This window comes from Pseudomonas sp. GW823-FHT03E05, assembly GCF_058796855.1.
On sequence record NZ_JBXAJB010000009.1, the window covers coordinates 242,034 to 267,067 of the forward strand.

The window sequence follows — 25,034 nt, forward strand, 5'->3', positions numbered from 1 at the left end:
CGCGCCGGGCACACCGGCGCTTACCTAATTAGTCACCTAGAGTTCAAGCACCGCGCGCTCACGATGAATCGCCCCGGGTTTTGTAGACATCTCTTTGCCTTAGAATGCGGCCAATCAGGAGGTGCCATGAGCAACCCGCGGTATACGGAAGAACTCAAAATCCAAGCGGTCAATCAAGTGACCGAAAAGAACCTGCCTGTCGCAAATGTAGCGGCTCGTCCCGGTGTGTCGACGCATAGCCTCTATGCCTGGAAAGCGCTACAACAAACCTCTAGAAGAACGGCAGCAGGACGATGATCAGCACGCTGAACTACGTCGTCTGCGAGCGGAACTCAAGCATGTCACTGAAGAGCGAGACATATTAAAAAAGGCTGCCGCGTACTTTGCCAAGGAGTGCGGCTGAGGTACGCCTTTATCACCTACATTCGTACGTATGAAGGCTGGCTATATTTGGCGGGGGTGCTGGATCTGTTTTCTCGTCAGGTCGTTGGCTGGTCAATGAAGTCGCAGATGACCAGTGATTTGGCCATCGATGCGTTATTGATGGCGGTTTGGAGGCGTAAACCGACGCAAGAGGTGATGGCTCACTCCGATCAGGGCAGCCAGTACAGCAGCTCCGATTGGCGCAGTTTTTTAAGGAGAACAATTTAGTTGCCCGTATGAGCCGCCGAGGCAAATGTCATGACAACGCCGTGGCGGAGAGCTTTTTCCAGCTTCTGAAACGGGAACGGATCAAGCGGAAAATCTACACCACACGGGAAGATGCTCGTAGTGATGTGTTCGATTACATCGAGATGTTCTACAACGCAAAACGCCACCATGGTTTCAACAATCAGCTGTCACCAGTAGAGTTTGAAAAGCGTTACGCAATGAGCTTGCAAGGTGTCTAGAGAATCCGGGGCGATTCAAATACCGCGTCCAGGCCCACCCTAGCTGTGTTCACTTCACAAAACATAAAGCGCCGCGCAATGTCGGAGGGCAAACTTGAAAACTTCAACAGATGGTCACTTTTCGGGGATGTACCCAGGAGAGTTGCACTCTAGATAGTCATGTCCTGCCCAAGTCATTTGAAAGTAATCGGATTGGGACCACCCTTTTATCTCTTCATCTTTGGTTAATTTTACGAAGCCTGCCGTTTCGAGAATGTGAAGATGATAGTCGGCCACTCTCCGCAGGTCTGAAATGCCGAGGCCTGAACTCAAAGCGCTGTTGACAAACTCCTGGCGCAGTTCGTAGCGCTGGATGGCGAACCCGCCAGGTTCTTCAGCCAAGATGTTCAGCAACTGCAACGCGATATCTTTATTCCTGCGCATTCATATCCCTCTGCAGATAATGCCAAATGGCCACGCCGAGGTTATCGCACTTGCGCATAAACGAAAACGCCCCGGCGGATGCCAGGGCCTGAATAGGTGCGCGCGTCTTCCTGCGCTGTCGGCCAAAGACCTTCTCAGCGCCGACGCCCCGTTGCATCGACCTCGCCAGGACCAGTCTCGCGCCACCCCGACAGCATGGTGAGGTAGGGTGCGCGGGCTGCCGGTGTTTTTCCGTTGTACTGCACTTGCCGGCTTATCAGTAGCCAGGCCTTCCGTGAGGCTGCGCTCGCCGCAGGGAATCCGAAAGACATCCGGGAAAACGTCCACTTCGGTAGCGGCTTTCCTCAGAGGCACAAAAAAGCCCGGTACAGGTCCGGGCTTTTCTATTTCATCCAGGCTTATGGATCAGGTGGCACCGTTAAGCCAGCAAATCCCATGTCAATGCGATTGCGCCACCCGGAGTAGACGAGTATGTCCACAGCGCTTTGCCCGCAGGGATGCGAATCGGGTATGGCATAACAACCTCCGAGTTGCTATTCGTGATATGAGAACCGTTGCCGGAGAAGATGATTGCTGAATCGGCAAGGGAAGAACCGGTCGGCCCTACATATAGATCAACGGTACCGCTCGAGGGGGCGATCAGACCGGTCTGGATGATCAGACCACCAGTGTTTTGTGCTGCCGATACAATCTCCACAATCCCGTTCGGGAGCAGTGTAGTGAAGTGCTTACCCATAGTTACTGCGTTCATTTTGTTACCTTTGAATGGAATGATTGGTTGCGGGAAATTCCGCATTCATGTCGCTCAAAGGCGATGGCTCGAAGCTCAGGGCTTTCACTCGATCCAAGAGCTCAGTACCAGCAGCAAGCTGGCTTTCACTACTTTGGAACACGAGGAATAGGATCACTATCTCAACAAAATACTGTACATGCAACCAGTATTTCGCATGCTATTCCCATCCCTACAAATCTCACTCTACCGATAACGTTCTCGGCGCCGACGCCCTATCGCATCGATCGCACCTCTCCACAAGCATGTGAGGTCAGAGTGCACGGGCTGACGACGTTGAAGGAACACTGGACGCAGGTCGAAGAACGATATTTGACGCGGGCCTTCAAAGAGGCCCGGGAAGCGGCGGGTTGCTACAAGGGATGGAAAGAGGAGGAAATGCCGGGCTTCCATGAAGTGCGGGCGCTGTCGGTGCACCTGTATCAGAAAGCCGGAAAAGATGGTCAGAAGATCGCCGGCCACTCCAGCGAGACGATGACCCAAAACTACCAGGAAGACCACGCCGAAATTGTTTGGTCAGAAGCAATTCCAAACCTAAATATCAGCGAAATTACCGAATAGTTTTGCGCGATTATTGCGCGGGTTTTGCGCAGGCACAAAAAAGCCGATCTAGATGATCGGCTTAAGTGACTGATTTAAATCAGAAAATATGGTCGGGACGGAGTGATTCGAACACTCGACCCCTAGCACCCCATGCTAGTGCGCTACCGGACTGCGCTACGCCCCGACTAGGCGTGAAACCTGTTTCACTTCTCAGGAAACGTTGAGGAATATACCGCAAGCTTTTGAAAAGTGGAAGTATTTAAAACAGAGAATTACTTTTTTAGCACCACAAGCACATCTTCCAGCTCAGAGATCATCTGACGGATCAGTTGCTTGTACTGGGTGATATCGTCTTTGGCCTCATCGCCGGAAAGACGCAGGCGCGCCCCGCCGATGGTGAACCCCTGGTCATAAAGCAACGCGCGGATCTGCCGGATCATCAGCACATCCTGGCGCTGATAATACCGGCGATTTCCGCGGCGCTTGACGGGGTTGAGTTGAGGAAACTCCTGCTCCCAATAACGCAGCACATGCGGTTTGACCGCACAGAGCTCACTGACCTCACCAATGGTGAAGTAGCGCTTGCCCGGAATGACCGGGAGCTCGTCGTTATGACTTGGTTCCAGCATAAGCCTCAACTCGGGCCTTCAACTTCTGCCCTGGACGAAAGGTGACCACACGGCGCGCCGTGATCGGGATTTCTTCACCCGTTTTCGGGTTGCGGCCAGGACGCTGGCGTTTATCCCGAAGGTCGAAGTTACCGAAACCGGACAATTTGACCTGTTCGTTATCTTCGAGAGCGTGCCTGATTTCTTCAAAGAATAGCTCGACCAATTCCTTGGCCTCGCGTTTATTCAGGCCTAGCTCTTCGTAGAGACGTTCGGCCATTTCAGCTTTCGTCAGAGCCCCCATACGTCACTTCCTTAACGTGGCGTTCAACCTTTGTTCGAGCGAGGTGAGGATATTTTGCGTCGTAGAGTTCACCTCATCGTCGTTAAGAGTGCGCGATGGATGCTGCCAGGTCAAGCCGACGGCAAGGCTTTTTCTATGCGGATCAATACCTTTACCCTGATAGACGTCAAACAGCCTGAGGTCTGTCAGCCACTCACCTGCATTTTCACGGATTACGTCCAGAACGGCGCTGGCCGCCACGTCACGATCCGCCAGCAATGCCAGGTCGCGACGCACTTCCGGGAAGCGCGACAGCTCATGGAATTTCGGCAAACGCCCTTGAGCCACTTCACTCAGGACCAGTTCAAACACATAGACAGGGCGGTCCAGGCCGAGATTCTTCGCCAACTCTGGGTGAATGGCCCCCAGGAAACCGACTTCACGACCATCACGCTCGATGCGAGCCGTCTGACCAGGATGAAGCGCTGGATGCTTGCCCGGCACAAAGGTGAATGCATCAAGAGCACCGGCAAAACCCAGTACCGCTTCGACATCCGCCTTGACGTCGAAGAAGTCCACGCCATCGCGACCTTGCGCCCAGCCTTCAGGCAGGCGGCTGCCACATACAACACCTGCCAGCATCGGCTGCTGCTTCAAACCTTCCAGCTGACCAACAAAACGCAGGCCGCTTTCAAACATGCGGACACGATCCTGCTGACGGTTCAGGTTGTGCTGAAGCGCCTTGACCAGGCCCGGCCACAGAGAGGAACGCATGGCTGCCATGTCGGCCGAAATCGGATTGGCCAGCAACAGCGGTTCGACGCCTGGGTTGAACAGTTCAAACAGCTTCGGATCGATGAAGCTGTAGGTGATCGCTTCCTGATAGCCACGAGCAACCAGCAAACGACGCAGAGCAGGCAGGTCACCCTCGGCCTCGGCCTTGGCCTGAGGCGCCAGACGAGCCTGCGGATAGCGAACCGGAAGACGGTTGTAACCATAAAGACGTGCCAGCTCTTCGATCAGGTCAACCTCAAGACTGATATCGAAGCGATGGCTCGGCACCTCAACACGCCACTGCCCTGCCCCATCGGCAGTTACAGTCAGGCCCAGGGCGGTGAGCAAACGCTCTACCTCGAGGCCGTCGATTTCCATGCCCAGCATCTGAGTGATGCGTTCAGCGCGCAAGGTGACAGGCGCAACGGATGGCAGATGCTGCTCGCTGAGCGTTTCAATGATCGGCCCCGCATCGCCGCCCGTGATTTCCAGCAGCAAGCCAGTAGCCCGCTCCATGGCTTCGCGAGCAAGCTGCCAGTCCACACCACGCTCATAGCGATGGGAAGCATCGGTATGCAGGCCATAGGAGCGTGCCTTGCCAGCAACCGCGATCTGGTCGAAGAAGGCACTTTCCAGGAATACGTCACGGGTATTGGCGGTGACGCCACTGTGCTCACCCCCCATCACGCCGGCAATCGCCAGGGCTCGGGTATGGTCGGCAATCACCAGGGTATCGCTGCGCAGGGTCACTTCCTGACCGTCGAGCAATACCAGCTTCTCGCCCTCTTCAGCCATTCGTACACGGATGCCGCCATTGATCTCGGCGAGATCGAAGGCATGCAGCGGCTGGCCCAGTTCGAGCATCACGTAGTTGGTGATGTCCACTGCAGCATCGATACTGCGCACATCGGCGCGACGCAGGCGCTCGACCATCCACAGCGGAGTAGGCTTGGACAGGTCGACATTGCGGACGACACGCCCCAGGTAACGTGGGCAGGCAGCCGGAGCCAGCACTTCCACTGGACGCACTTCGTCATGCGCCGCAGGAATCGCCGGTACTTCCGGACGCTGCACCTTGGCCGCGTACAAGGCACCCACTTCACGGGCCATGCCGGCCAGGGACAGGCAGTCCCCGCGGTTAGGGGTCAGGTCGACCTCGATGCTGGCATCGTCCAGACTCAGGTAGGTGCGAACGTCCTCACCCACCGGCGCATCGACCGGCAACTCCATGAGGCCGTCATTGCCCTCACCGATTTGCAGCTCAGCCTGAGAGCACAGCATGCCGTTGGATTCCACACCACGCAGCTTGGCCTTCTTGATCTTGAAGTCGCCCGGCAACTGGGCACCGATCATGGCGAACGGGACCTTCAGGCCCGGGCGCACGTTCGGCGCGCCGCAGACAACCTGGAAGGTCTCCGAACCATTGCTGACCTGGCAAACGCGCAGCTTGTCGGCATCCGGGTGCTGCTCGGTGCTCAACACCTCGCCCACTACCACGCCACTGAAATCACCGGCGGCCGGCGTTACGCTGTCGACCTCAAGACCGGCCATCGATAGACGGGCTACCAGCTCGTCACGACTTACCTGCGGGCTAACCCAGCCGCGCAGCCATTGTTCACTGAATTTCATCCTGCTCTCCTAATAGATTCGTTACGGACGCGCGACTAGCGAAATTGCGCAAGGAACCGCAAGTCGTTGTCGAAGAACAGGCGCAAGTCATTGACACCGTAACGCAGCATGGCCAGACGCTCGGCGCCCATGCCGAAGGCAAAGCCCTGGAACTCTTCCGGATCGATCCCGGACATACGCAGCACGTTCGGATGAACCATGCCGCATCCCATGACTTCCAGCCAGCCAGTCTGCTTGCAGACCCGGCAGCCTTTACCGCTGCACATCACGCATTCCATATCGACTTCGGCGGAAGGCTCGGTGAACGGGAAGTACGAAGGACGGAAACGCACCGCCAGTTCCTTCTCGAAGAACACCCGCAGGAACTCTTCGATCGTGCCCTTCAGGTCGGCGAAATTGATGTCACGATCGACCAGCAGGCCTTCGACCTGGTGAAACATCGGCGAGTGAGTGATATCGGAGTCGCTACGGTACACACGGCCTGGGCAGACAATACGAATCGGCGGCTGCTGCGACTCCATGGTGCGGACCTGTACCGGTGAGGTATGGGTGCGCAACAACATGTTCGCGTTGAAATAGAAGGTGTCGTGCATCGACCGGGCCGGGTGGTGGCCTGGGATGTTGAGCGCTTCAAAGTTGTGATAGTCGTCTTCAACCTCAGGGCCTTCGGCGATGCCGTAGCCAATATGAGTGAAGAACTGTTCGATACGCTCCAGGGTCCGCGTAATCGGGTGCAGACCGCCCGAGGTCTGGCCACGGCCCGGCAGAGTGACGTCAATGCACTCGGCGGCGAGCTTGGCGCTGAGTTCCGCCTCCTCGAAAGCCGCTTTGCGAGCATTGAGAACCTCTGTTACACGCTCCTTGGCAACGTTGATCAGCGCACCGACTTGCGGACGCTCTTCGGCAGGCAGGTTGCCCAGGGTCTTCATCACCTGAGTCAGCTCGCCCTTCTTGCCAAGGAAGTGAACCCGGATCTGTTCCAGGGCATTGATGTCTTCAGCGTGTTGCACGGCCTCAAGTGCTTGAGAAACCAGCGCATCCAGGTTTTCCATGTACAGACTCCAGATACAAAATAGGGGAAGAGCTTGAAGGCTCTTCCCCTATTTATGACGTTTAACATCTGGGCTCACGAAAGGTGAGCCCGGATGACTGTCGGGGGTACTTAAGCCAAGGTGGCTTTAGCTTTCTCGACAATCGCAGCAAACGCCGCTTTTTCGTTCACTGCCAGATCAGCCAGAACCTTACGGTCGATCTCGATGGACGCCTTTTTCAGGCCAGCGATCAGACGGCTGTACGACAGGCCGTTATTACGAGCACCAGCGTTGATACGAGCAATCCACAGAGCGCGGAACTGACGTTTTTTCTGACGACGGTCACGGTAGGCGTATTGGCCTGCCTTGATTACCGCTTGCTTGGCAACACGGAATACGCGCGAGCGAGCGCCGTAGTAGCCTTTAGCAAGTTTCAGAATTTTTTTGTGACGTTTACGGGCAATGACGCCACGCTTTACACGAGCCATGAGTTACTTCCTCTATTCTTGATCCAAAAATTAACGAAGGCGCAGCATGCGCTCGACTTTTGCCACGTCAGACGGATGCAGCAAGCTGCTACCGCGCAGTTGACGCTTACGCTTGGTCGACATTTTGGTCAGGATGTGGCTCTTGAAAGCGTGCTTGTGCTTGATACCGTTAGCAGTTTTCAGAAACCGCTTAGCAGCACCACTTTTGGTTTTCATCTTTGGCATGTTCGGATACTCCGCATTCAGTTGATAAACATAATCAGAAGGCCTGCCGTGCCCTGTTGATTACTTCTTCTTTTTCGGGGCGATGACCATGATCAGCTGGCGTCCTTCCATCTTAGGATGCTGTTCGACCGAACCGTACTCTTGCAGGTCAGCTTCAACCCGCTTGAGGAGTTCCATCCCCAGCTCCTGGTGGGCCATCTCACGGCCGCGGAATCGCAAGGATACCTTGGCCCTGTCCCCGTCACTCAGGAAACGTACCAGGTTGCGCAGTTTTACCTGGTAATCCCCTTCCTCCGTCCCTGGACGAAACTTGATTTCTTTAACCTGAATCTGCTTCTGGTTCTTCTTCGCAGCAGCAATCTGCTTCTTCTTTTCGAAGATCGACTTGCCGTAATCCATCACCCGGCAAACAGGTGGGACTGCGTCGGCGGAAATTTCCACCAGATCCAGCTTGGCTTCTTCAGCTATACGAAGCGCTTCATCAATCGAGACGATGCCAATCTGCTCGCCGTCAGCGCCAATTAACCGAACCTCGCGTGCCGAGATATTCTCGTTGATCGGGGCTTTCGGTGCAGCTCGTTTATCTTGTCTCATATCACGCTTAATAATAATTACTCCGAATCTTGGCGACCACGCCGGGAAACCGCTTGTGCGAGGAACGCCGAGAATTGGGCGACAGGCATCGAGCCCAGGTCTTCACCTTCACGGGTACGCACAGCGACAGTCTGCATCTCGACCTCCCGATCTCCAATAACCAAGAGATAGGGAACCTTGAGCAAAGTATGCTCGCGGATTTTAAAGCCGATCTTTTCATTTCTCAAGTCGGACTTGGCACGAAATCCGCTTTGATTGAGTGTTTTTTCCACTTCGAGGGCAAAATCTGCCTGTTTATCAGTGATATTCATCACCACGGCCTGAGTCGGAGCCAGCCACGCAGGGAATGCGCCCTCGTAATGCTCGATCAGAATCCCGACAAAACGCTCGAAGGAACCGAGGATCGCACGGTGCAACATCACCGGATGCTTACGGCTGTTGTCTTCGGAAACGTACTCAGCGCCCAGACGGATCGGCAGGTTGAAGTCCAACTGCAAGGTACCGCACTGCCAGACACGACCCAGGCAGTCCTTCAGCGAGAACTCGATCTTCGGACCGTAGAATGCGCCCTCGCCCGGCTGCAGGTCGTATGGCAGGCCGGCGCTATCCAGCGCAGCTGCCAGTGCGCTTTCCGCACGGTCCCACAGATCATCGGAGCCCACGCGCTTTTCAGGGCGAGTGGACAGCTTCATCTCGATGTCCTTGAAGCCGAAGTCGGCATAGACATCCATGGTCAGCTTGATGAACGCCGCAGACTCGGCCTGCATCTGGTCTTCAGTACAGAAGATGTGAGCATCATCCTGAGTGAAGCCACGCACACGCATGATGCCGTGCAGAGCGCCCGAGGGTTCATTACGGTGGCAGGCACCGAACTCGGCCAGGCGCATCGGCAGCTCGCGGTAGCTCTTCAGGCCCTGATTGAACACCTGCACGTGGCAAGGGCAGTTCATCGGCTTGATTGCGTAGTCGCGGCTTTCCGACTCGGTGGTGAACATATTCTCGGCGTAGTTGGCCCAGTGCCCGGATTTTTCCCAGAGGCTGCGGTCAACCACCTGCGGAGTCTTGATCTCCAGGTAACCGTTGTCACGCTGCACCTTGCGCATGTACTGCTCGAGCACCTGGTACAGGGTCCAGCCATTAGGGTGCCAGAACACCATGCCCGGCGCTTCTTCCTGGGTATGGAACAGGCCCAGGCGCTTGCCGATCTTGCGATGATCGCGCTTCTCGGCCTCTTCGATACGCTGGATGTAGGCAGCGAGCTGCTTCTTGTCCGCCCAGGCAGTACCGTAGATCCGCTGCAACTGCTCGTTCTTGGCATCACCGCGCCAGTAGGCACCGGACAACTTGGTCAGCTTGAAGGACTTCAGGAAACGCGTGTTCGGCACGTGCGGACCGCGGCACATGTCGACATATTCTTCGTGGTAGTACAGGCCCATCGCCTGCTCGTTCGGCATGTCTTCGACCAAACGCAGCTTGTAGTCCTCGCCGCGGGCCTTGAACACCTCGATCACTTCGGCGCGCGGCGTGACCTTCTTGATCACGTCGTAGTCCTTCTCGATCAGCTGCTGCATGCGCTGCTCGATGGCGGCCATATCCTCAGGTGTGAAAGGACGCTCATAGGCGATGTCGTAATAGAAGCCTTCATCGATGACCGGACCGATGACCATTTTCGCGGTCGGATACAACTGCTTGACCGCATGCCCCACCAAGTGAGCGCAAGAGTGGCGAATGATCTCCAGCCCCTCTTCGTCCTTTGGCGTGATGATTTGCAGGGTTGCATCGCCGTCGATCACGTCGCAGGCGTCGACCAGCTTGCCGTTGACCTTGCCAGCCAATGTGGCCTTGGCCAGGCCCGCGCCAATGGAAGCGGCGACCTCGGCTACGGATACTGCGTGATCGAATGAACGTTGACTGCCGTCGGGAAGAGTAATAGTGGGCATGGCGCCTCCTCTCCTAGTGGTGACCCCTACCAAAGGTCACGTGGGTTGGGATGAGCCAGTACGCGATTCAGTCCGGCCGTTCTGCTACGAACGCCTGCCTCACAGTGGCAAGAGCCTTGCGGCCAACCGAAAAACCGAACCAGAGTGACTGGGGTTCACATCAAGATTAATGAGGCATAGACGGCAAGGGCTAGAAAAGGCCCAAAGCTTGAAAACACCGAAGCCGGGCATGCTAGCACAGATACATCGCAATCGCCGTGCAGCAAATTATCGCGAGCCTGGTTTACAGTCTTTTATTGTTGAAAGTGAACTTGAGATGTACGTCGAGCCTCAAATAACCGGAGAATCGTCGTCCTTGCTACCGACTTCAGGAGAACCCGACTCATGCGCCTTATCAAACTGCTCGCCCTTGCCGCACCGCTCACCCTGCTACTGCCTTTGAGTGCACAGGCGGCGTGGCCTGCCGGAGCACGCGCCGACTACATGAAGGACTGCACCGCGGCGGCCAGCCAGAACATCGACGCCAAGAGCGCCGAAAAGCACTGTGCCTGCGGCGCCGACAAGCTAAATGAAAAATTCACCACCGAGGAGATCAAGGAGCTGATGAGCAAAACCAAGCAACCCAGCGCAGATCTGCGAACCCGAGCACTGGACGCCATCGCTGCTTGCCGGGTGGTCAAATAAGCTGCTGATGCCCGGAACAGGCTGCGCCAGTGCTCGCCACAGAGCCTGAAACGCGGTCTTTTTCACAATTTACGCAGCTTTTACGGGTTTTTTTATTACCCTCTGTTTTACGCCAAAGCCCCTTAAACCGGGGCCTGCAGCCAACTCAGATGGCAAAATACACAGGTACATCGGGCAAAGAGCGCCTCTGGGGGGCTCCCAAGCCGAACATTTCGACTATGATAGCTCGGTGTGCCCAGTTGGCCTGAGCAGCACAGCACTACTGAAAATATATGTTTCTTGGAGATACACCATGTCTAATCGCCAAACCGGCACCGTAAAATGGTTCAACGATGAAAAAGGCTTCGGCTTCATCACTCCTCAAGGTGGCGGTGACGACCTGTTCGTACACTTCAAAGCTATTGAAAGCGACGGTTTCAAAAGCCTGAAAGAAGGCCAGACCGTTTCCTTCGTGGCTGAGAAAGGCCAAAAGGGTATGCAAGCTGCACAAGTTCGCCCTGAGTAATTTCTCAGCGAGCTAAAAAAACCCCGTCCATGTGACGGGGTTTTTTATGCGTGATCCAAAGGCCTCAGCCCTCAACCACAGTTGACCCGGGTCACCACCAGGCCGGCATCAGTGTTCAGGTTCAGGCGATCCGAGCGGTACTCCAGGGTGATCATGTCGTTGGGCTTGAGGAACCGTGCGTACTGCGCGCCTGCGCGTGTACGGGCCTGCTCGAGCAACTCGGGAGAAGCCTTCTTGCCGACGGCGAATTCGGCGGCTGATGCTTCACAACGAGTGTGCCCGGACTCAGCGGCCACAGGCTCCTTTGTCGCCCCGCCAGTGCTGCACCCACCAAGGACGACAGCGGCCAACAAGGTTCCGAATGAAGCGAGCTTCCAAGGCATGAAGCCTCCTTTTCAAAATTAAGCAGAGATCGTGCGACAGCCGATTTGGCTTTTGGTTTCAAAACAAATGGCCATTTGCCGTATCAGGTGAACAGCGGGCAAGTCTGCCTCAGCCGGTGCCACTCTTTCACGGGACAATCGTCACCGGATATGAACGACGCTCAATAGATGTCGATGTAGTCGAACGCCGGCTTGGGCCAGTTCTGTTTGAGCGCATTGAAGATCTGCATCACCCAGACCTCGTCGGCGGCAGCCACCTTGCCGACATACCCGGAGCCGGCCGCCCAGGTTTCCAGGCGAAACAGCAAACCTTCTATCTCGGCACCGCCCACCACCCCCGAAGAGATATAGGCAATTCCGGTTTTGCTCACGCGCAACTGGGTATGCACGTTGTCGCTGGCAGACGCCAGCAGCTGACGCACCGCCTCCAGGGTCAGGGCATCAGGCTGGTTCAAATCGATTTGCACGGAGGCTTCCTTGAGCACAGGAAAAGCCGCAGTGTCGCACAGCACTCGCCTGATGCCTAAGTCGGAGTGCCAAACGCCCGGCAACATGGTTAACTCTGCAACGCAGCAAATACCCGCCCAGAGCCCTGCCCTGGCACCCGCCTTATCCGAATTCGTGAGACTTTCATGGCCACCGTGAGTATCGACGCCGACATCAAAGCCAAATGGCCCCAGGGCCAATGCTCCTACAGCCCGGGGAGCCCGGAGGAGCTGGCGATCATTGGCATAGACCTGCTGGTCAAGGAACTGGGCACCCAGTCCGCCCGAGCCTTCATTGAACAAGTCTTCGAGAAATACCCGGCCGACCACCTGGGCGTACAGGACCCGGAACGGGAATAGAACCCCGCAGGCAGGTACCTGCGGGGGCAAGGTTTACTTGAGACGCGCCAGGCGCTCGGTGAGCAAGTCGAAGAAGCCCTGGGCATCGCCGTTCTCAACCCAGAACACGTTCTTTTCCTGCTTCAGGCCGTCGTACCAATCGACGATGGTCTGGCCGAAGGTCGGCCCCTCGCGGCTGTCGATGACCATATTGGCTTGACGGCCGGTGAACAGCTCGGGCTTGAGCAGGTAGGCAATCACTGTAGCGTCATGCACCGGGCCGCCGGGAATACCGTAGTGCTCCATGTCGCCCTTGACGTACTCGTTGAGAATGTCCCCCACCACCTTGCTGGCGTTGTTGTTTAACGCCGCGATCTTCTGCAGCCGCGCATCGCTGGTCAGCACCTTGTGGGTCACGTCCAGCGGCAGATAGGTCAGTTTGACGCCGCTCTTGAGCACCACTTCGGCCGCCTGGGGGTCGGCGAACAGGTTGAACTCGGCCACCGGCGTAATGTTGCCACCGTTGAAGTGCGCACCGCCCATGACCACCACTTCCTTGATGCCCTGGGTGATGTCCGGTGCCTGGATCAGCGCCAGCGCCAGGTTGGTCTGCGGGCCGAGCATGGCGATGGTGATGCTGTGGGGCTTGGCCGCCCGCAGCGTATCGATCAGGTAGTTGATCGCATTGCCCTTTGCCAGAGGCGCCTTGGGCTCGTGCACCGTCACCCCGGAAATGCCTTCCTTGCCATGGATATTCTCGGCATAGATGGGGGTACGCAGCAGCGGCTTGGGCGCTCCGGCGTATACCGGCACCTCCTCGCGCCCCGCCCACTCACGGGCCAGACGCGCATTGCGCGAGGTCTTGTCCAACCGCACGTTGCCCGCCACCGTGGTCAGGGCGCGGATCTGCAGCTCCTCGGGGGAAGCCAGGGCGAACAGCAGGGCTACCACATCGTCGGCCCCCGGATCGGTGTCGATGATCAGATCGATTTTTTCCGCCGCCTGAGCGCCGGTAGCAGTGAGCAGAGACAAAAGCAGCAGACTCCGGAACCAGTGGTGAAACAACTGAGCATAGCGGCGCATGGCGCACTCCTTGTGCAAGATGGAAAAGGCCCGACAGCGGCCTAGAAGGTCACCCCGGCAATCAGGGCGATATTGCAATACGGCTGGCACTCCCCGGTGCGGATCACCGCACGGGCCTGGCGGCTGAGCACCTTGAAATCCTCGTGGTTCATGAGCTGCCGCTGCCCCAGCTCACCACCGGCGGTCATGCCTTCAAGCGCCGCCAGCGGCGGGGGCTGCTTGAGCAGAATTTCTTCGGCCAGCACATGACGCTCCACCTGCATCTCGCTGAGCAACATCTTCAAGGTAGTGAGAAAGTCGGGAACGCCGTGGGTCAGCGCCAGGTCGATCAACTCCACGCCCGGGGGCACCGGCAGGCCGGCATCGCCGATCACCACGATATCGCCGTGGCCCAGGGACGCGATCAAGCGTGACAGTGCAATGTTGAGCAAAGGTGTCTTTTTCATGAAGGGATAAACGCCTGAACGTCGGACAGCGTGGGAATGGAAGGTTGCGCACCGGCGCGCGTCACCGACAGCGCCGCAGCCACCTGGCCAAAGCGGATGGCCTCGGCTTCGCTCTTGCCGGCAGCCAGGGCCGCGGCAAATCCGCCGACAAAGGTGTCCCCGGCCGCCGTGGTATCGATTGCCTTGACCCTGGGCGCCGGGAAGTGCTCGAAACGCTGGCCATCGGCAAACAGCGAGCCTTGTGCACCGAGGGTGATGATCACCTTGCCAGCACCCGCAGCGATCAAGCGACCGGCAGCCACTTCAGCGCTCTCCAGGGAGTCCACCGCTACCCCGCTCAAGGCCGAAGCCTCGCTCTCGTTGGGAATCAGGTAGTCGATCGCGCCATACCACTGCGCCGGCAGCGGGCCACTGGCCGGCGCCGGATTGAGGATCACCGTCTTGCCCAGTTCGCGCCCGCGCTTGAGGGTGTAGCCCACAGTCGCCAGCGGCACTTCAAGCTGGCAGATGATGACTTGCCCATCCTGCAGCACCCCATCGAACCCGGCGACCTTCTCGGGAGTGAGCTGGCCATTGCCGCCGGCGACGATGACAATCGCATTCTGGCTACTGTCATCCACCACGATCAGCGCCACCCCACTGGAGCCTTCGACCACACTCACCGCCTGGCAATCGATCTGCTCGGCCAGCAAGGCACCTCGCAGTTGCTCGCCATAGGCATCGTCGCCGACACAGCCGACCATCGACACCTGCGCTCCCAGCCTGGCCGCAGCCACCGCCTGATTGGCGCCCTTGCCACCGGATACCGTGGCGAAGGATTTGCCAATCAGCGTCTCGCCCCCTCGGGGCAGGCGCTCGGCCCGAGTCACCAGGTCCATGTTGAGGCTACCCACTACCACTACTTTTGCTGACATACATCGGTACTCAATCAGTTGGGTTCAGCGGTATTCGGCGAAAGCGCCACCCAGCGGCGCCGTCGACTCCCGCAAGACGATATTCGGCGTAACGATGCGCTGGTCGACCGGCAGCTCCCGGCAGGCGATCCGCCGCAGCAGCAACTCTGCCGCGGTTTCCCCCAGTTGCAGGATCGACTGGCCGACCGTGGTCAGCGCCGGGTAGACGTAGCGGCTCATGAGGATGTCGTCGAAGCCGATCACCGAAAGCTCGCTGGGCACGCGGATATTGCGCTCCGCTGCCGCGCGCAGCACCCCGATGCCCATCATGTCGTTGCCAGCGAAAATCGCGCTCGGCGGCTGTCCGCCATCGAGCAACTGCGCGGCTGCGCGATAACCACCAGTGCTACTGAAATCACTTTCCAGGATGCGCTCGGCAGGCGCCTCGACACCGGCCTCACGCAGCGCCTGCTGGAATCCCGCCAGGCGCATCTGCGCCACACTGGTATTGCCCGGGCCGCCGATGCAGGCAATGTCCCGATGCCCCAGCTCCAGCAGGTGTCGGGTGGCCAGGTAGGCACCGTGCTGGTGGTCGATACGCACCAGGTCGGCGTTCACCCCTTCCAGCCCACGGTCGACAATCACCATCGGCGTGCGCACGCCGGCCAGCCCCTGGGCCAGGCCGCTGTCGCCACCGGCCGAGGTGACAATCAACCCGTCGATACGTTTTTCCAGTAATACCCGCAGGTAGTTGCGCTGCTTCTGCGGGTTGTCGTCGGAGTTGCAGAGGATCACGCAGTAGCCGTTGCGTTCGCAATAATCCTCGATCCCCCGAGCCAACTCGGCGAAGTACGGGTTGAGGCTGTTGGGTACCAGCAAGCCGATGGTAGCCGTGGTCTTGGCCTTCAGCGAACGCGCCACCGCGCTGGGCACATAGTCCAGGCGCGCGATAGCGGCCTCGACCTTGACCCGAACTTCCTCACTGACTGGCCGCGTCTTGTTCAGCACATGGGACACCGTGGTGTAGGAAATCCCCGCCAGCGCCGCCACATCCTTGATTGTTGCCATGAATCAAACCCGCCGATTGGCGCGCTGGCTGCGATAAGTGTCCAGCACCACGGCAATCACGATGACCGCACCAGTGATGATGCGCTTGGTCGGTTCGGATGCGCCGATTTGCGCCAGGCCCGCAGCCAGCACGGAAATAATCAAGACGCCAAAGAAGGTACTGATCACCGAACCGCGCCCGCCCATCAGGCTGGTGCCGCCGATCACCACCGCAGCGATGACTTGCAACTCCAGACCGGAGCCCGCGTTCGGGTCTGCCGCTTCCAGGCGAGAAATCTGAAACAGTGCAGCGATACCTGCCAGCAACCCCATCAGGCTGAAGACCAGGATCTTGTAGGGTTTGGGGTTGATCCCCGCCAGACGCACTGCCTCTTCGTTGGTACCGATGCCGATCAGGTAGCGACCGAACACGGTGCGAGTCAGCACCGCCTGGGCCAGGAAAATAATCAGCAGGGCAATGATAAACGACGGCGAAATGCCGAAGGCAATCGGATTCGACAACCAGGCGAAGGCGTCACCGATGTAGGCGGTGCGTGAGCCCGTCATCTGGTAGGCCACGCCGCGGGCCATTTCCAGTACACCCAGGGACACGATGAACGAAGGAATGCGCCAAGCCACGGTGATCGAACCGGTCACCGTTCCCGCCAGCGCCGCGCAAGCCATGCCCAGCAACGCCGCGGGCACCACGCTCCAGCCCCAGCCGAGAATCGCCACGCTGACGGTCGACGCCGCCAGGGCCAGCACCGAGCCCACGGACAGGTCGATGCCACCGATGATCAGGACGAAGGTCATGCCCACCGCCAGCACCATCAGGTCGGGAATCTGGTTGGCCAGGGTACTGAAGGTGTCATAGGACAGAAAATGACTGCTGAGTAGGGAGAACAGCACGATCATCCCCAGCAGCGCCCCCGCCAACCCCAGGTAAGTGCCGAGGCCGTAGTAGTGGCCGCCTCGCTTGCCGCTTGCTGCAGTTTTCATGATGCATTCCTAGGCGCCGCTTCATCGATCAGCGCATCTCGTTTTTGATAGCCGGCAAATGCCGCGGCAAGCAGTTCATCCTGGGTCCAGCTGTCGCGCTCGAAGGTATCGATCAGCCGCCCGGCCGAGAGCACGCCGATGCGATCGCAGATCAGCATCAGCTCGCGCAGGTCGCTGGACACCACCACAAGGGCCTTGCCCTGCCGGGTCAACTCCCCCAACAGGCCGTAGATATCGAACTTGGCGCCGACATCGATGCCACGGGTCGGCTCATCGAACAGCAGCACCGAACAGTCGCGCTCCAGCCAGCGGCCGATCACCACCTTCTGCTGGTTGCCACCGGACAGCTCGCTGACCAGTTGCGCCGGGCTGGAGCTGCGGATACGCATGGCGTCGATCTGGCGCCGCGCCAGATGCTCCTCGTCCTGGCCATTGACCAGGCCACTGCTGGAAATCGCCGGCATGTTGCCCAGGGCGATATTGGCGCTGATGGACTGGGTCAACAGCAGCCCCTCACCCTTGCGGTCCTCGGTAATCAGGGCGATGCCGTTGGCCACCGCATCCACTGGCGAGCGGATGCTCACCGGGCGCGCCGGGGTGCCCAGGGCGATGGTGCCGCTGTCGGCGACATCGGCACCGAAGATCAGGCGCAGCAGCTCGGTGCGCCCTGCCCCGATCAACCCGGAAATCCCGAAGATCTCGCCACTGCGGACCTCGAAGGACACATCACGGACTTTGTCCGAGCGGCTGAGGTTGCTCACCGTCAAGGCCGGCGCGCCGATCCGGCGCTCGCCCAGGTCGATGTGCTCGCCCAGCTCGCGACCCACCATCAGGTTCACCAGTTGCTCGCTGTTGTAGTTGGCCATCGGCTCGACACAGACCAGGCAGCCGTCACGCAATACCGCGATGCGCTGGGCAACCCGGGCCAGCTCTTCCAGGCGATGGGAGATATAGATGATCGACACGCCGCGGGCCTGCAGGCGGGTGATCTGCTCGAAGAGCATTTCTACCTCGCGGGACGTGAGCATGGCGGTGGGCTCATCGAGAATCAGCACATGGCAGTCGCCGATCAGGTTACGGGCGATCTCCACCATCTGCTGGTGGCCGATGCCCAGCTCGCCCACCAGGGTGTCGGGGTCGATGGCATCCAGACCGACCTGGGCCATGGCCTCGATCGCCGCTTTGCGCAATTGCCGGCGGCTGATCCAGCCACCACTGCTGGGCAGGTTGTCGAGGAACAGGTTCTCGGCCACCGACAGGGTCGGCAGCAGGTTGAGCTCCTGCATCACCATGCGAATGCCCAGATCCTCGGCCTGGGCGCGACTGCCCGGACGATAATCCTGGCCATTGAACTGCATGTGCCCTGTGGTGGGGCTGACCAGGCCACCGATGATCTTCGACAGGGTGCTCTTGCCGGCACCGTTCTCGCCGGTGAGCGCCAGCACTTCACCGCGCAACAGCGTCAAGTCGATGCCGGTCAACACCGGTTGCGCATAAGTCTTGCCGATACCGCTGACCGATAGGACAGCGTTGGCAGCAGAAACTGACATAGGAAACTCTCCATGCGCCCGCCCAACCGGGCGAGCGCCGTTGTACCGCCGCAATGACTACTGAGTGACCAGTTCAACCGGAGTTTCGATCACGCCATTGGTGCCGCTGTCGACTTTCTCGCCCTTGAGGATCTTCAGCGCGGTCTCGATACCGAACACCGCCTGCTTGGCAGCGAACTGATCGGCAGTGGCCAGGACCCGGCCATCCTTGAGCATCGGCTTGATGGCGTTGATGTTGTCGTAGCCCACGACCTGCACCTTGCCTGCCTTGCCGGCAGCCCGGACTGCCGAAACCGCGCCTACCGCCATGCTGTCGTTACCGGCCAGCAATGCCTTGAGGTTCGGGTATTCGCTGAGCATGGCCGAGGCCACACGATTGCCGGCGTCGATTTCCCAGTCGCCCGACTGCAGCGACACCACCTTGATCTGCGCGGCTTCCATTGCATCCTTGAAGCCGGCGGTGCGCTGCTGTGCGTTGGTGGTGGTGGAAACCCCTTCGATGATTCCCACTTCGTCACCGGCCTTGAGTTGCTTGGCCAGGTACTCACCCACCAGACGCGCGCCCTTGCGGTTGTCCGGGCCAACGAAAGGCACGCTGATGTTCTTGCTCTTCAGCACGCCGGGGTCGAGCTGGTTGTCGATGTTGATCACCGTGATCCCGGCGTCCACGGCCTTCTTGATCACCGGAACCATGGCCTTGGAGTCAGCCGGGGCAATCACCAGGGCGTTGACCTTGGAGACGATCATCTGCTCGACGATGCGGATCTGGTTGGCGGTATCGGTTTCATCCTTGATGCCGTTGGACACCAGGTCGAAATCGGCGGAATGCTCTTTCTGATAGGCCTTGGCACCATCTTCCATCGTCAGGAAGAACTCGTTGGCCAAGGATTTCATGACCAGGGCGACCTTGGGTTTCTGCGGGGTATCGGCTTGAGCCGAGGAGAAAGGAAGGGCCGCGGATGCAGCGGCGAGAACGGCGACAGCGAGGAGACGTCCAGCAAAGGGCAGCTTCATGGGTTCACTCCGATCTTATGATTATTGTGAGCAACGTTCGTCAAACGGAACCGCCAGGTAGGCAGCCCCACTGGCCGACGGCGAACCTTGCAAAGATAGACGATTATCCTTGTCCGAAGGCCGCGCAAACGTTTGCGTAAAACGAACTATGCGAACCTCGCCAGCGTTTGTCAACGCTGTTCAAAGTGCGATCAGAGAGAGTGGGTAGCCATCCGCAGCCGGCCACGAGGAGAAAAACCTGCCCGAAAAATGCTCCCGGACAGGCTGATGATTCAGGCAGTGGTGTTCACCAGGCCACCGGAAGACGACTCCTTGGCCAACTCCCGGACCAGGTTGCCAGAGACTTCCGCCAGCGCGCCGTTGGTATCGGCGACTTGCCCTTGAATGGCCATCACTGCCGTCTGCTTGGCCTCAGGGGTTGGGTAGTTGGCGGCCTGGGCGGCAGCCAGTTGCTGTTGCAGCTCGCGAAGTTGCTGCTGCAGCTCCTGCATGCGCTTGAGCAGCATCTTTACCACGATGCCGTGCTTGTCTTCGCTTTGGCTTTCGCTTTCAGACTGTTCGGCCTGCTTGCTGGAGCCGACCCGCAAAGTGCCCGACTCGTCGGTACCCAACGCCGTAGACGCCTGTTCGGCGGCGGCATTACTCAACGCATCGATGGTCGCGGGCGACTTGCCATTGATCAGAATGGCTCCTGCCCCTGGAAATCCTACTGACAGTGACATGGGAACTCCTGGTGAAAAATCCTAGAAGGATCATCGACCGCTGCAGAACAATCTTTAATGGATGAGCGAGAAGTCATCCCGGGACTTGTGACGAGCATTTTCGGATTGCCGAACGCGCCACCTTGAAAACGTTCGGAAACCCGGACGCCACATGATTTCTTACGCATAAAAACAGAAATAAAATTGATATAAATCAGTAACTTAAAATAGTCATCCAGCCAAGGTAGCGCTGGTACAGATCCTGCTCCACCCTCGCTGCCCCGGCGCATACAGATCTGCCGCCGGGGTGTTTCTAGATGAACCTGCATCAGCACCGTCTCACTACTAGAGAGAAAATAATGAAATCTGCCTTCAAATCCTTCGCCCCGGGCGCTTTGGCCCTCCTCCTGCTTCTACCTGCAGCCCTGCAAGCCAAAGAAGCTGAAACCCAACAGAAACTGTCCAACGTCGTGGTTCTCGCCACCGGCGGCACCATCGCCGGCGCCGGCGCCAGCGCGGCCAACAGTGCCACCTACCAGGCGGCCAAGGTCGGCATCGAACAATTGATCGCCGGCATCCCCGAATTGAGCCAACTGGCCAACGTGCGTGGCGAGCAAGTCATGCAGATCGCCTCGGAAAGCATCACCAACGAAAACCTGCTGCAACTGGGCCGCCGCGTTGCCGAACTGGCCGACAGCAAGGACGTCGATGGCATCGTCATCACCCACGGTACCGATACCCTGGAAGAAACCGCCTACTTCCTCAACCTGGTGGAAAAGACCGACAAGCCAATCGTTGTAGTCGGCTCCATGCGCCCGGGTACCGCAATGTCGGCTGACGGCATGCTCAACCTGTACAACGCTGTGGCTGTGGCCGGCAGCAAGAACGCCCGCGGCAAAGGCGTACTGGTGACCATGAACGACGAAATCCAGTCCGGCCGCGATGTCAGCAAGATGATCAACATCAAGACCGAAGCCTTCAAGAGCCCATGGGGCCCGCTGGGCATGGTGGTGGAAGGCAAATCCTACTGGTTCCGCCTGCCAGCCAAGCGCCACACCATGGATTCGGAATTCGACATCAAGAACATCAAGAGCCTGCCTGACGTAGAAATCGCCTACGGCTACGGTAACGTCAGCGACACCGCCTACAAGGCCCTGGCCCAAGGTGGCGCCAAAGCCATCATCCACGCCGGTACCGGCAACGGCTCGGTGTCTTCCCGTGTGGTCCCTGCCCTGCAGGAACTGCGCAAGAATGGCGTACAGATCATTCGTTCTTCCCACGTCAATGCCGGCGGCTTCGTACTGCGCAACGCCGAACAGCCTGACGACAAGTACGACTGGGTCGTGGCTCATGACCTGAACCCGCAGAAAGCCCGCATCCTGGCCATGGTCGCCCTGACCAAGACCCAGGACAGCAAGGAACTGCAACGCATGTTCTGGGAATACTGACAGCCCCTCTGCTCGACCGGCCCCGGTCGAGCATGCTTGCAACCACTCGCCCGCCCGGGCGGGTGGTTCCCCCCTCTTTCCCCCATGCAAAAAAATCTGCTCTCCTCGTGAGACAAATGCATAAAGCGTTGTCAGAGGAACTTCTTGAATTTTAAGCAGTTGCGAAATGCCCTACAGTTAAATACTGTATGCACGTACAGCTTAATAAGGAATGTTCCGTGGCCACGACCCAAACGCCCCTCAGCTCCTACGAACGCCTGGGTGTGCGCATCCAGAAAATCATCAACTCTCCCACCGCACAAAAGGCCAAGGCAGCGCTGATCTTCCGCCTCGCCGATGAGCCACAGGATGAGTGGGAACGCCTGCTGGAGGAGATCGCCGAAAACGACAACGTCACCCTCGCCTACCGCGACGATGGCGGTGTGCAGATTTTCTGGGTCGTGCCGAAGGAAGATTGAGTCGATGAGTGTCCGTTGTTTTGCCCTGCTGTTGCTGTTTCTCGCCTGTTCCGCCCAAGCCGATGCACCCCGCACCTTCAGCGAAGCCAAGAAAGTCGCCTGGAAGCTCTACGCCCCCCAATCCACCGAGTTCTATTGCGGCTGCAAATACAACGGCAACCGGGTGAACCTGGCGGCCTGCGGCTATGTTCCGCGCAAGAACGCCAAACGCGCCGAACGCATTGAATGGGAGCATATAGTGCCGGCCTGGCAGATCGGCCATCAGCGCCAGTGCTGGCAACAAGGCGGTCGCAAGAACTGCACACGCACCGATTCGGTCTATCAGCGCGCCGAGGCCGACCTGCACAATCTGGTACCGAGCATTGGCGAAGTGAATGGTGATCGCAGCAATTTCAGCTTCGGCTGGCTGCCGGAACAATCGGGCCAGTACGGTTCGTGCCTGACCCAGGTCGACTTCAAGGCCAAGAAGGTCATGCCTCGCCCTTCGATTCGCGGGATGATTGCCCGCACCTACTTCTACATGAGCAAGCAGTACGGCCTGCGCCTTTCCAAACAGGATCGGCAGCTCTTCGAAGCCTGGAACAGGACCTATCCAGTACAGGCCTGGGAGCGCCAGCGCAATCAGAGCGTGGCTTGCGTGATGGGGCGCGGCAATGAATTCGTCGGCGCAGTCAACCTCAAGGCTTGTGGCTGAACGCAGATCGCCCGCGGGTGGCGGGCGATCATTGAGCCTATGGAAACGGGCTTACTGCGCGGCTTGATGCTCGATGACCGTGACTTCGATGTCACGCTTCTTGGCCTTGACCAGCTTTTCGGTCACTTCATTCTTCTTCGCCTCGGCCTCGGCCTGGGAAGCAAACGGACCGACCACGACCAGACGCTTGCCGTCCACGGTCACCACATTGGAAATCACCCCGTGCTCGATCAGCCAGCCGGTCAGGTCACTCACCGCCAGGGGGAGCGGGCTGCCCACCAGCACATCCCATTGCGGCTCGGTCGAGGCCGGCTGGGTCTGTACTGCCACCGCCGTGCTCTTGTTCGCTTCGACCCGCTTGCCTTCCCCACAACCGGCCAACGCCAATACCGCCATCATCATCGCTACTGTGCGCACAACCTAACCCCTAGAAAGTCTGAGATGGCGATTTTAGCACTCATGACCCGAGAGACCTCGTCACAAAATCGGACCGAAACAGGAAGAATGATATTTATTGCCTATGTATAGTTGCGCCTTGGGAATTAATAGATCTTCTGCGCGTCAGAAAGAGGCACCCACTCAGTGGAACTTCGCACTAATCTATACCTAAGACCGACCTCTGCACTGTTTGAATCTGGTGCCCTACAAAGCTATCAAGGAGAAGATCATGCTGATACTCACCCGCAAAGTCGGTGAAAGCATAAACATCGGTGACGACATTACGATCACCATTCTCGGCGTCAGCGGCCAGCAAGTGCGCATTGGTATCAACGCGCCAAAAGACGTCGCGGTACACCGTGAAGAAATCTATCAACGCATTCAGGCAGGCCTGACCGCTCCGGACAAACGCGAAACCCCCTGAACAGCATGAGCACCAGCCTTTTGCCCGCGCACAACGGCTGGCGCAGCGCCTGTCTTGTTTGCCTTGAGCTTTTCCCCGCAGACGGCCCGCACACCCTCGCCCGGTTGCAGCCACAGCAGATTCCCGCCCATCAGACTGTCGTCAACCACTGATTATCGCCCTTTCGCGATAGCGAGCCCGACCGTTGATTCCCGACACACGCCGCCGCTGCATTGCAGGCGGCGCACCGGTGCGGCGGTCAGGCGCCCGCTGCAGGCTCCACAGGCTTGAAGCCCAGGTCCTGGGTAAAGCGCAGCAGGTAACCATCCGGGTCGAGTACCAGCAGGTTCAACTCGCCGTGCAGCAATTCGTCGTGACGGTACCAGCACTCCTGAATCTCTCGACGCAAGGCAATGCCCGCCCGAGCCAGGGCGGCTGCCAACTGGCGAATATCCGGGCACTCGATGGACAGGTTCATGCCGCGGCCAAATGGAGCCTGCAAGGGCCCCACGCGCCACTCCGACTCCTGCTGGTCATCCTGCTCCAGCATCAGTTGGGCACCATTGAGGGAGAGGAAAGCAAAGAAGTGTTCCGGCCGCTGATACTCCACCTTGAAACCCAGAAGATCGCAGTAGAAGGCCAGACTGCGCTGCAGGTCGGTGACCAGCATCTCCGGCACCAGGTCATTCATTTGAAACATCGAAGGCTTCCATTGCTCATTGATAGAGCCGCGAGCCTACTCTCAAGCAGCCATGCAGTGCAGCTCCGCTTACCAATGATTACAACTGAGCCCAGGTCACCCCACGCGCCATGCCGCTGGCGGCGATGACCATCAACACCATGAGCAGGGCCTGCACATCGCTGATACGGGCGAACAGCAGCGCCCGCCCGATCTGTGGCGCCACCCCTCGCCCCAGGGCCATGCGCCAGCGGATCAAGGTCAGCATCGGCAGGACCTCCAGCAACAGGATGATCACGAACAGCGTCATCTTCAGATGGAACAGCGGCTGGTGCAGGTAATACTCCGTACCCTTGCCATAACCGCCAAAAGCCCGCAACAACCCGGTGATCAACAACACCGCGGCCATCAGCCCCCAGACATTGTCGGCCCGCAACACCTGCCCGGGCGCCGCAGCGCCGCCGCTCAGGCGACGCAATGCCGAAGCACGCGCCAGTACCCCGGCAAAGGCACTGGCAAACGCCAGCAAATGCACAGCCGCCAGCAACCATTGCTGCAACATCGAGC

Annotated in this window: 30 protein-coding genes, 1 tRNA gene and 2 pseudogenes; 9 read left to right on the forward strand and 24 right to left on the reverse strand. The window is 58.6% G+C overall.

Annotation, left to right across the window (positions count from 1 at the left end):
- The first annotated feature begins 126 nt into the window (after window positions 1-126).
- Window positions 127-890, forward strand: a pseudogene (locus AC1RCO_RS29240) (IS3 family transposase).
- Window positions 891-1,004: 114 nt separating this feature from the next.
- Here the strand turns inward: AC1RCO_RS29240 and AC1RCO_RS29245 are convergent.
- The gene (locus AC1RCO_RS29245) at window positions 1,005-1,313 is read right to left on the reverse strand and encodes a DUF2513 domain-containing protein (protein ID WP_065363492.1); all 309 of its coding nucleotides are present in this window, start codon (window positions 1,311-1,313) and stop codon (window positions 1,005-1,007) included.
- Window positions 1,314-1,731: 418 nt separating this feature from the next.
- Complete coding sequence (locus AC1RCO_RS29250; protein ID WP_141679899.1) at window positions 1,732-2,064, reverse strand: hypothetical protein; 333 nt, start codon at window positions 2,062-2,064, stop codon at window positions 1,732-1,734.
- A gap of 318 nt (window positions 2,065-2,382) precedes the next feature.
- On the opposite strand from AC1RCO_RS29250, the pseudogene AC1RCO_RS29255 reads away from it, so the two are divergent.
- Window positions 2,383-2,664 (forward strand): annotated as a pseudogene (locus AC1RCO_RS29255) (site-specific integrase); the annotation flags it as partial.
- A gap of 89 nt (window positions 2,665-2,753) precedes the next feature.
- On the opposite strand, the gene AC1RCO_RS29260 reads toward AC1RCO_RS29255, so the two are convergent.
- The 9 genes from AC1RCO_RS29260 to thrS all read right to left on the reverse strand — a co-directional run bounded on the left by AC1RCO_RS29260 (window position 2,754) and on the right by thrS (window position 10,218).
- Window positions 2,754-2,830 (reverse strand) — tRNA-Pro (locus AC1RCO_RS29260).
- An 88-nt stretch (window positions 2,831-2,918) separates the two neighbouring features.
- Complete coding sequence (locus AC1RCO_RS29265) at window positions 2,919-3,275, reverse strand: MerR family transcriptional regulator (RefSeq protein ID WP_492618318.1); 357 nt, start codon at window positions 3,273-3,275, stop codon at window positions 2,919-2,921.
- On the reverse strand, window positions 3,256-3,558 hold the full coding sequence (gene ihfA / locus AC1RCO_RS29270) for an integration host factor subunit alpha (RefSeq protein WP_002553164.1): 303 nt from the start codon (window positions 3,556-3,558) through the stop codon (window positions 3,256-3,258). The genes AC1RCO_RS29265 and ihfA overlap by 20 nt, the downstream gene beginning before the upstream one ends.
- A gap of 3 nt (window positions 3,559-3,561) precedes the next feature.
- A complete protein-coding gene (pheT, locus tag AC1RCO_RS29275; protein WP_015634924.1) occupies window positions 3,562-5,940 on the reverse strand; it encodes a phenylalanine--tRNA ligase subunit beta in 2,379 nt (792 codons plus the stop codon).
- Between the two features lie 35 nt (window positions 5,941-5,975).
- Window positions 5,976-6,992: a phenylalanine--tRNA ligase subunit alpha gene (gene pheS, locus AC1RCO_RS29280; RefSeq protein WP_011060419.1), complete on the reverse strand. Its 1,017-nt coding sequence runs from the start codon at window positions 6,990-6,992 to the stop codon at window positions 5,976-5,978.
- A 110-nt stretch (window positions 6,993-7,102) separates the two neighbouring features.
- Window positions 7,103-7,459, reverse strand: coding sequence for a 50S ribosomal protein L20 (gene rplT / locus AC1RCO_RS29285; RefSeq protein WP_011060418.1), 357 nt, complete (start codon window positions 7,457-7,459; stop codon window positions 7,103-7,105).
- 30 nt (window positions 7,460-7,489) lie between these two features.
- Window positions 7,490-7,684 (reverse strand): 50S ribosomal protein L35, encoded by a 195-nt coding sequence (gene rpmI / locus AC1RCO_RS29290; RefSeq protein WP_002553160.1) that lies wholly within the window; start codon window positions 7,682-7,684, stop codon window positions 7,490-7,492.
- A 60-nt stretch (window positions 7,685-7,744) separates the two neighbouring features.
- The gene (gene infC, locus AC1RCO_RS29295) at window positions 7,745-8,296 is read right to left on the reverse strand and encodes a translation initiation factor IF-3 (RefSeq protein WP_169893379.1); all 552 of its coding nucleotides are present in this window, start codon (window positions 8,294-8,296) and stop codon (window positions 7,745-7,747) included.
- Complete coding sequence (gene thrS / locus AC1RCO_RS29300; RefSeq protein ID WP_011060417.1) at window positions 8,296-10,218, reverse strand: threonine--tRNA ligase; 1,923 nt, start codon at window positions 10,216-10,218, stop codon at window positions 8,296-8,298. Before thrS ends, infC begins: the two co-directional genes overlap by 1 nt.
- A 384-nt stretch (window positions 10,219-10,602) precedes the next feature.
- Here thrS and AC1RCO_RS29305 point away from each other — a divergent pair, with 384 nt between their 5' ends.
- Window positions 10,603-10,902 (forward strand): hypothetical protein, encoded by a 300-nt coding sequence (locus AC1RCO_RS29305; protein WP_011060416.1) that lies wholly within the window; start codon window positions 10,603-10,605, stop codon window positions 10,900-10,902.
- 292 nt (window positions 10,903-11,194) lie between these two features.
- Window positions 11,195-11,407 (forward strand): cold-shock protein, encoded by a 213-nt coding sequence (locus AC1RCO_RS29310; RefSeq protein WP_003179963.1) that lies wholly within the window; start codon window positions 11,195-11,197, stop codon window positions 11,405-11,407.
- A gap of 71 nt (window positions 11,408-11,478) precedes the next feature.
- Here AC1RCO_RS29310 and AC1RCO_RS29315 read toward each other — a convergent pair whose 3' ends face one another.
- Together AC1RCO_RS29315 and AC1RCO_RS29320 are read right to left on the reverse strand one after the other, a co-directional pair.
- A complete protein-coding gene (locus AC1RCO_RS29315) occupies window positions 11,479-11,790 on the reverse strand; it encodes an I78 family peptidase inhibitor (RefSeq protein ID WP_015634923.1) in 312 nt (103 codons plus the stop codon).
- 161 nt (window positions 11,791-11,951) lie between these two features.
- Window positions 11,952-12,257, reverse strand: coding sequence for a hypothetical protein (locus AC1RCO_RS29320; RefSeq protein ID WP_011060414.1), 306 nt, complete (start codon window positions 12,255-12,257; stop codon window positions 11,952-11,954).
- A gap of 165 nt (window positions 12,258-12,422) precedes the next feature.
- On the opposite strand from AC1RCO_RS29320, the gene AC1RCO_RS29325 reads away from it, so the two are divergent.
- Window positions 12,423-12,635, forward strand: coding sequence for a hypothetical protein (locus AC1RCO_RS29325; RefSeq protein ID WP_011060413.1), 213 nt, complete (start codon window positions 12,423-12,425; stop codon window positions 12,633-12,635).
- Window positions 12,636-12,668: 33 nt separating this feature from the next.
- Here AC1RCO_RS29325 and AC1RCO_RS29330 read toward each other — a convergent pair whose 3' ends face one another.
- From AC1RCO_RS29330 to AC1RCO_RS29365, 8 genes are all read right to left on the reverse strand, one after another.
- Window positions 12,669-13,697, reverse strand: coding sequence for a nucleoside hydrolase (locus AC1RCO_RS29330; RefSeq protein ID WP_011060412.1), 1,029 nt, complete (start codon window positions 13,695-13,697; stop codon window positions 12,669-12,671).
- Between the two features lie 41 nt (window positions 13,698-13,738).
- Window positions 13,739-14,143: a D-ribose pyranase gene (rbsD, locus tag AC1RCO_RS29335; RefSeq protein WP_445496287.1), complete on the reverse strand. Its 405-nt coding sequence runs from the start codon at window positions 14,141-14,143 to the stop codon at window positions 13,739-13,741.
- Window positions 14,140-15,057: a ribokinase gene (gene rbsK, locus AC1RCO_RS29340; protein ID WP_053157380.1), complete on the reverse strand. Its 918-nt coding sequence runs from the start codon at window positions 15,055-15,057 to the stop codon at window positions 14,140-14,142. Before rbsK ends, rbsD begins: the two co-directional genes overlap by 4 nt.
- A gap of 24 nt (window positions 15,058-15,081) precedes the next feature.
- Complete coding sequence (locus AC1RCO_RS29345) at window positions 15,082-16,104, reverse strand: LacI family DNA-binding transcriptional regulator (protein ID WP_011060409.1); 1,023 nt, start codon at window positions 16,102-16,104, stop codon at window positions 15,082-15,084.
- A 3-nt stretch (window positions 16,105-16,107) separates the two neighbouring features.
- Entirely contained in the window at window positions 16,108-17,082 is a 975-nt protein-coding gene (locus AC1RCO_RS29350) for an ABC transporter permease (protein ID WP_011060408.1), read from the reverse strand.
- Entirely contained in the window at window positions 17,079-18,632 is a 1,554-nt protein-coding gene (locus AC1RCO_RS29355; protein WP_015634919.1) for a sugar ABC transporter ATP-binding protein, read from the reverse strand. Before AC1RCO_RS29355 ends, AC1RCO_RS29350 begins: the two co-directional genes overlap by 4 nt.
- Before the next feature lie 57 nt (window positions 18,633-18,689).
- Entirely contained in the window at window positions 18,690-19,646 is a 957-nt protein-coding gene (locus AC1RCO_RS29360; protein WP_011060406.1) for a sugar ABC transporter substrate-binding protein, read from the reverse strand.
- A 272-nt stretch (window positions 19,647-19,918) separates the two neighbouring features.
- A complete protein-coding gene (locus tag AC1RCO_RS29365; protein ID WP_445496294.1) occupies window positions 19,919-20,368 on the reverse strand; it encodes a hypothetical protein in 450 nt (149 codons plus the stop codon).
- Between the two features lie 338 nt (window positions 20,369-20,706).
- Between AC1RCO_RS29365 and AC1RCO_RS29370 the strand changes: the two genes are divergently transcribed.
- From AC1RCO_RS29370 to AC1RCO_RS29380, 3 genes are all read left to right on the forward strand, one after another.
- Window positions 20,707-21,795, forward strand: coding sequence for an asparaginase (locus tag AC1RCO_RS29370; RefSeq protein WP_011060404.1), 1,089 nt, complete (start codon window positions 20,707-20,709; stop codon window positions 21,793-21,795).
- A gap of 188 nt (window positions 21,796-21,983) precedes the next feature.
- Window positions 21,984-22,253 carry a DUF1654 domain-containing protein gene (locus tag AC1RCO_RS29375; protein WP_015634917.1) on the forward strand — a complete coding sequence of 90 codons (270 nt, stop codon included), beginning with the start codon at window positions 21,984-21,986 and terminating at the stop codon, window positions 22,251-22,253.
- Between the two features lie 4 nt (window positions 22,254-22,257).
- Window positions 22,258-22,947, forward strand: a complete 690-nt coding sequence (locus AC1RCO_RS29380) for an endonuclease (protein WP_053157368.1) — start codon at window positions 22,258-22,260, stop codon at window positions 22,945-22,947.
- Window positions 22,948-22,998: 51 nt separating this feature from the next.
- On the opposite strand, the gene AC1RCO_RS29385 is transcribed toward AC1RCO_RS29380, so the two are convergent.
- Complete coding sequence (locus tag AC1RCO_RS29385; protein WP_011060401.1) at window positions 22,999-23,349, reverse strand: hypothetical protein; 351 nt, start codon at window positions 23,347-23,349, stop codon at window positions 22,999-23,001.
- Between the two features lie 265 nt (window positions 23,350-23,614).
- Between AC1RCO_RS29385 and csrA the strand changes: the two genes are divergently transcribed.
- Window positions 23,615-23,809 carry a carbon storage regulator CsrA gene (csrA, locus tag AC1RCO_RS29390; protein WP_007920550.1) on the forward strand — a complete coding sequence of 65 codons (195 nt, stop codon included), beginning with the start codon at window positions 23,615-23,617 and terminating at the stop codon, window positions 23,807-23,809.
- Between the two features lie 238 nt (window positions 23,810-24,047).
- Here the strand turns inward: csrA and AC1RCO_RS29395 are convergent, their stop codons facing one another.
- A complete protein-coding gene (locus AC1RCO_RS29395) occupies window positions 24,048-24,488 on the reverse strand; it encodes a VOC family protein (RefSeq protein ID WP_053157365.1) in 441 nt (146 codons plus the stop codon).
- Between the two features lie 79 nt (window positions 24,489-24,567).
- The gene (locus AC1RCO_RS29400; protein ID WP_041752738.1) at window positions 24,568-25,029 is read right to left on the reverse strand and encodes a DUF2214 family protein; all 462 of its coding nucleotides are present in this window, start codon (window positions 25,027-25,029) and stop codon (window positions 24,568-24,570) included.
- Window positions 25,030-25,034 lie beyond the last annotated feature (5 nt).

Coding starts and splice junctions, on each gene's coding strand:
- AC1RCO_RS29400 (WP_041752738.1), bottom strand. CDS start 25,029: ATGTTGCAGCAATGGTTGCTGGCGGCTGTGCATTTGCTGGCGTTTGCC.
- AC1RCO_RS29360 (WP_011060406.1), bottom strand. CDS start 19,646: ATGAAGCTGCCCTTTGCTGGACGTCTCCTCGCTGTCGCCGTTCTCGCC.
- pheS (WP_011060419.1), bottom strand. CDS start 6,992: ATGGAAAACCTGGATGCGCTGGTTTCTCAAGCACTTGAGGCCGTGCAA.
- ihfA (WP_002553164.1), bottom strand. CDS start 3,558: ATGGGGGCTCTGACGAAAGCTGAAATGGCCGAACGTCTCTACGAAGAG.
- rplT (WP_011060418.1), bottom strand. CDS start 7,459: ATGGCTCGTGTAAAGCGTGGCGTCATTGCCCGTAAACGTCACAAAAAA.
- AC1RCO_RS29350 (WP_011060408.1), bottom strand. CDS start 17,082: ATGAAAACTGCAGCAAGCGGCAAGCGAGGCGGCCACTACTACGGCCTC.
- AC1RCO_RS29375 (WP_015634917.1), top strand. CDS start 21,984: ATGCACGTACAGCTTAATAAGGAATGTTCCGTGGCCACGACCCAAACG.
- AC1RCO_RS29325 (WP_011060413.1), top strand. CDS start 12,423: ATGGCCACCGTGAGTATCGACGCCGACATCAAAGCCAAATGGCCCCAG.
- AC1RCO_RS29380 (WP_053157368.1), top strand. CDS start 22,258: ATGAGTGTCCGTTGTTTTGCCCTGCTGTTGCTGTTTCTCGCCTGTTCC.
- AC1RCO_RS29330 (WP_011060412.1), bottom strand. CDS start 13,697: ATGCGCCGCTATGCTCAGTTGTTTCACCACTGGTTCCGGAGTCTGCTG.
- rbsD (WP_445496287.1), bottom strand. CDS start 14,143: ATGAAAAAGACACCTTTGCTCAACATTGCACTGTCACGCTTGATCGCG.
- AC1RCO_RS29245 (WP_065363492.1), bottom strand. CDS start 1,313: ATGCGCAGGAATAAAGATATCGCGTTGCAGTTGCTGAACATCTTGGCT.
- rpmI (WP_002553160.1), bottom strand. CDS start 7,684: ATGCCAAAGATGAAAACCAAAAGTGGTGCTGCTAAGCGGTTTCTGAAA.
- AC1RCO_RS29385 (WP_011060401.1), bottom strand. CDS start 23,349: ATGATGATGGCGGTATTGGCGTTGGCCGGTTGTGGGGAAGGCAAGCGG.
- thrS (WP_011060417.1), bottom strand. CDS start 10,218: ATGCCCACTATTACTCTTCCCGACGGCAGTCAACGTTCATTCGATCAC.
- AC1RCO_RS29395 (WP_053157365.1), bottom strand. CDS start 24,488: ATGTTTCAAATGAATGACCTGGTGCCGGAGATGCTGGTCACCGACCTG.
- AC1RCO_RS29310 (WP_003179963.1), top strand. CDS start 11,195: ATGTCTAATCGCCAAACCGGCACCGTAAAATGGTTCAACGATGAAAAA.
- AC1RCO_RS29305 (WP_011060416.1), top strand. CDS start 10,603: ATGCGCCTTATCAAACTGCTCGCCCTTGCCGCACCGCTCACCCTGCTA.
- AC1RCO_RS29250 (WP_141679899.1), bottom strand. CDS start 2,064: ATGAACGCAGTAACTATGGGTAAGCACTTCACTACACTGCTCCCGAAC.
- AC1RCO_RS29265 (WP_492618318.1), bottom strand. CDS start 3,275: ATGCTGGAACCAAGTCATAACGACGAGCTCCCGGTCATTCCGGGCAAG.
- AC1RCO_RS29315 (WP_015634923.1), bottom strand. CDS start 11,790: ATGCCTTGGAAGCTCGCTTCATTCGGAACCTTGTTGGCCGCTGTCGTC.
- pheT (WP_015634924.1), bottom strand. CDS start 5,940: ATGAAATTCAGTGAACAATGGCTGCGCGGCTGGGTTAGCCCGCAGGTA.
- rbsK (WP_053157380.1), bottom strand. CDS start 15,057: ATGTCAGCAAAAGTAGTGGTAGTGGGTAGCCTCAACATGGACCTGGTG.
- csrA (WP_007920550.1), top strand. CDS start 23,615: ATGCTGATACTCACCCGCAAAGTCGGTGAAAGCATAAACATCGGTGAC.
- AC1RCO_RS29365 (WP_445496294.1), bottom strand. CDS start 20,368: ATGTCACTGTCAGTAGGATTTCCAGGGGCAGGAGCCATTCTGATCAAT.
- AC1RCO_RS29355 (WP_015634919.1), bottom strand. CDS start 18,632: ATGTCAGTTTCTGCTGCCAACGCTGTCCTATCGGTCAGCGGTATCGGC.
- AC1RCO_RS29370 (WP_011060404.1), top strand. CDS start 20,707: ATGAAATCTGCCTTCAAATCCTTCGCCCCGGGCGCTTTGGCCCTCCTC.
- AC1RCO_RS29345 (WP_011060409.1), bottom strand. CDS start 16,104: ATGGCAACAATCAAGGATGTGGCGGCGCTGGCGGGGATTTCCTACACC.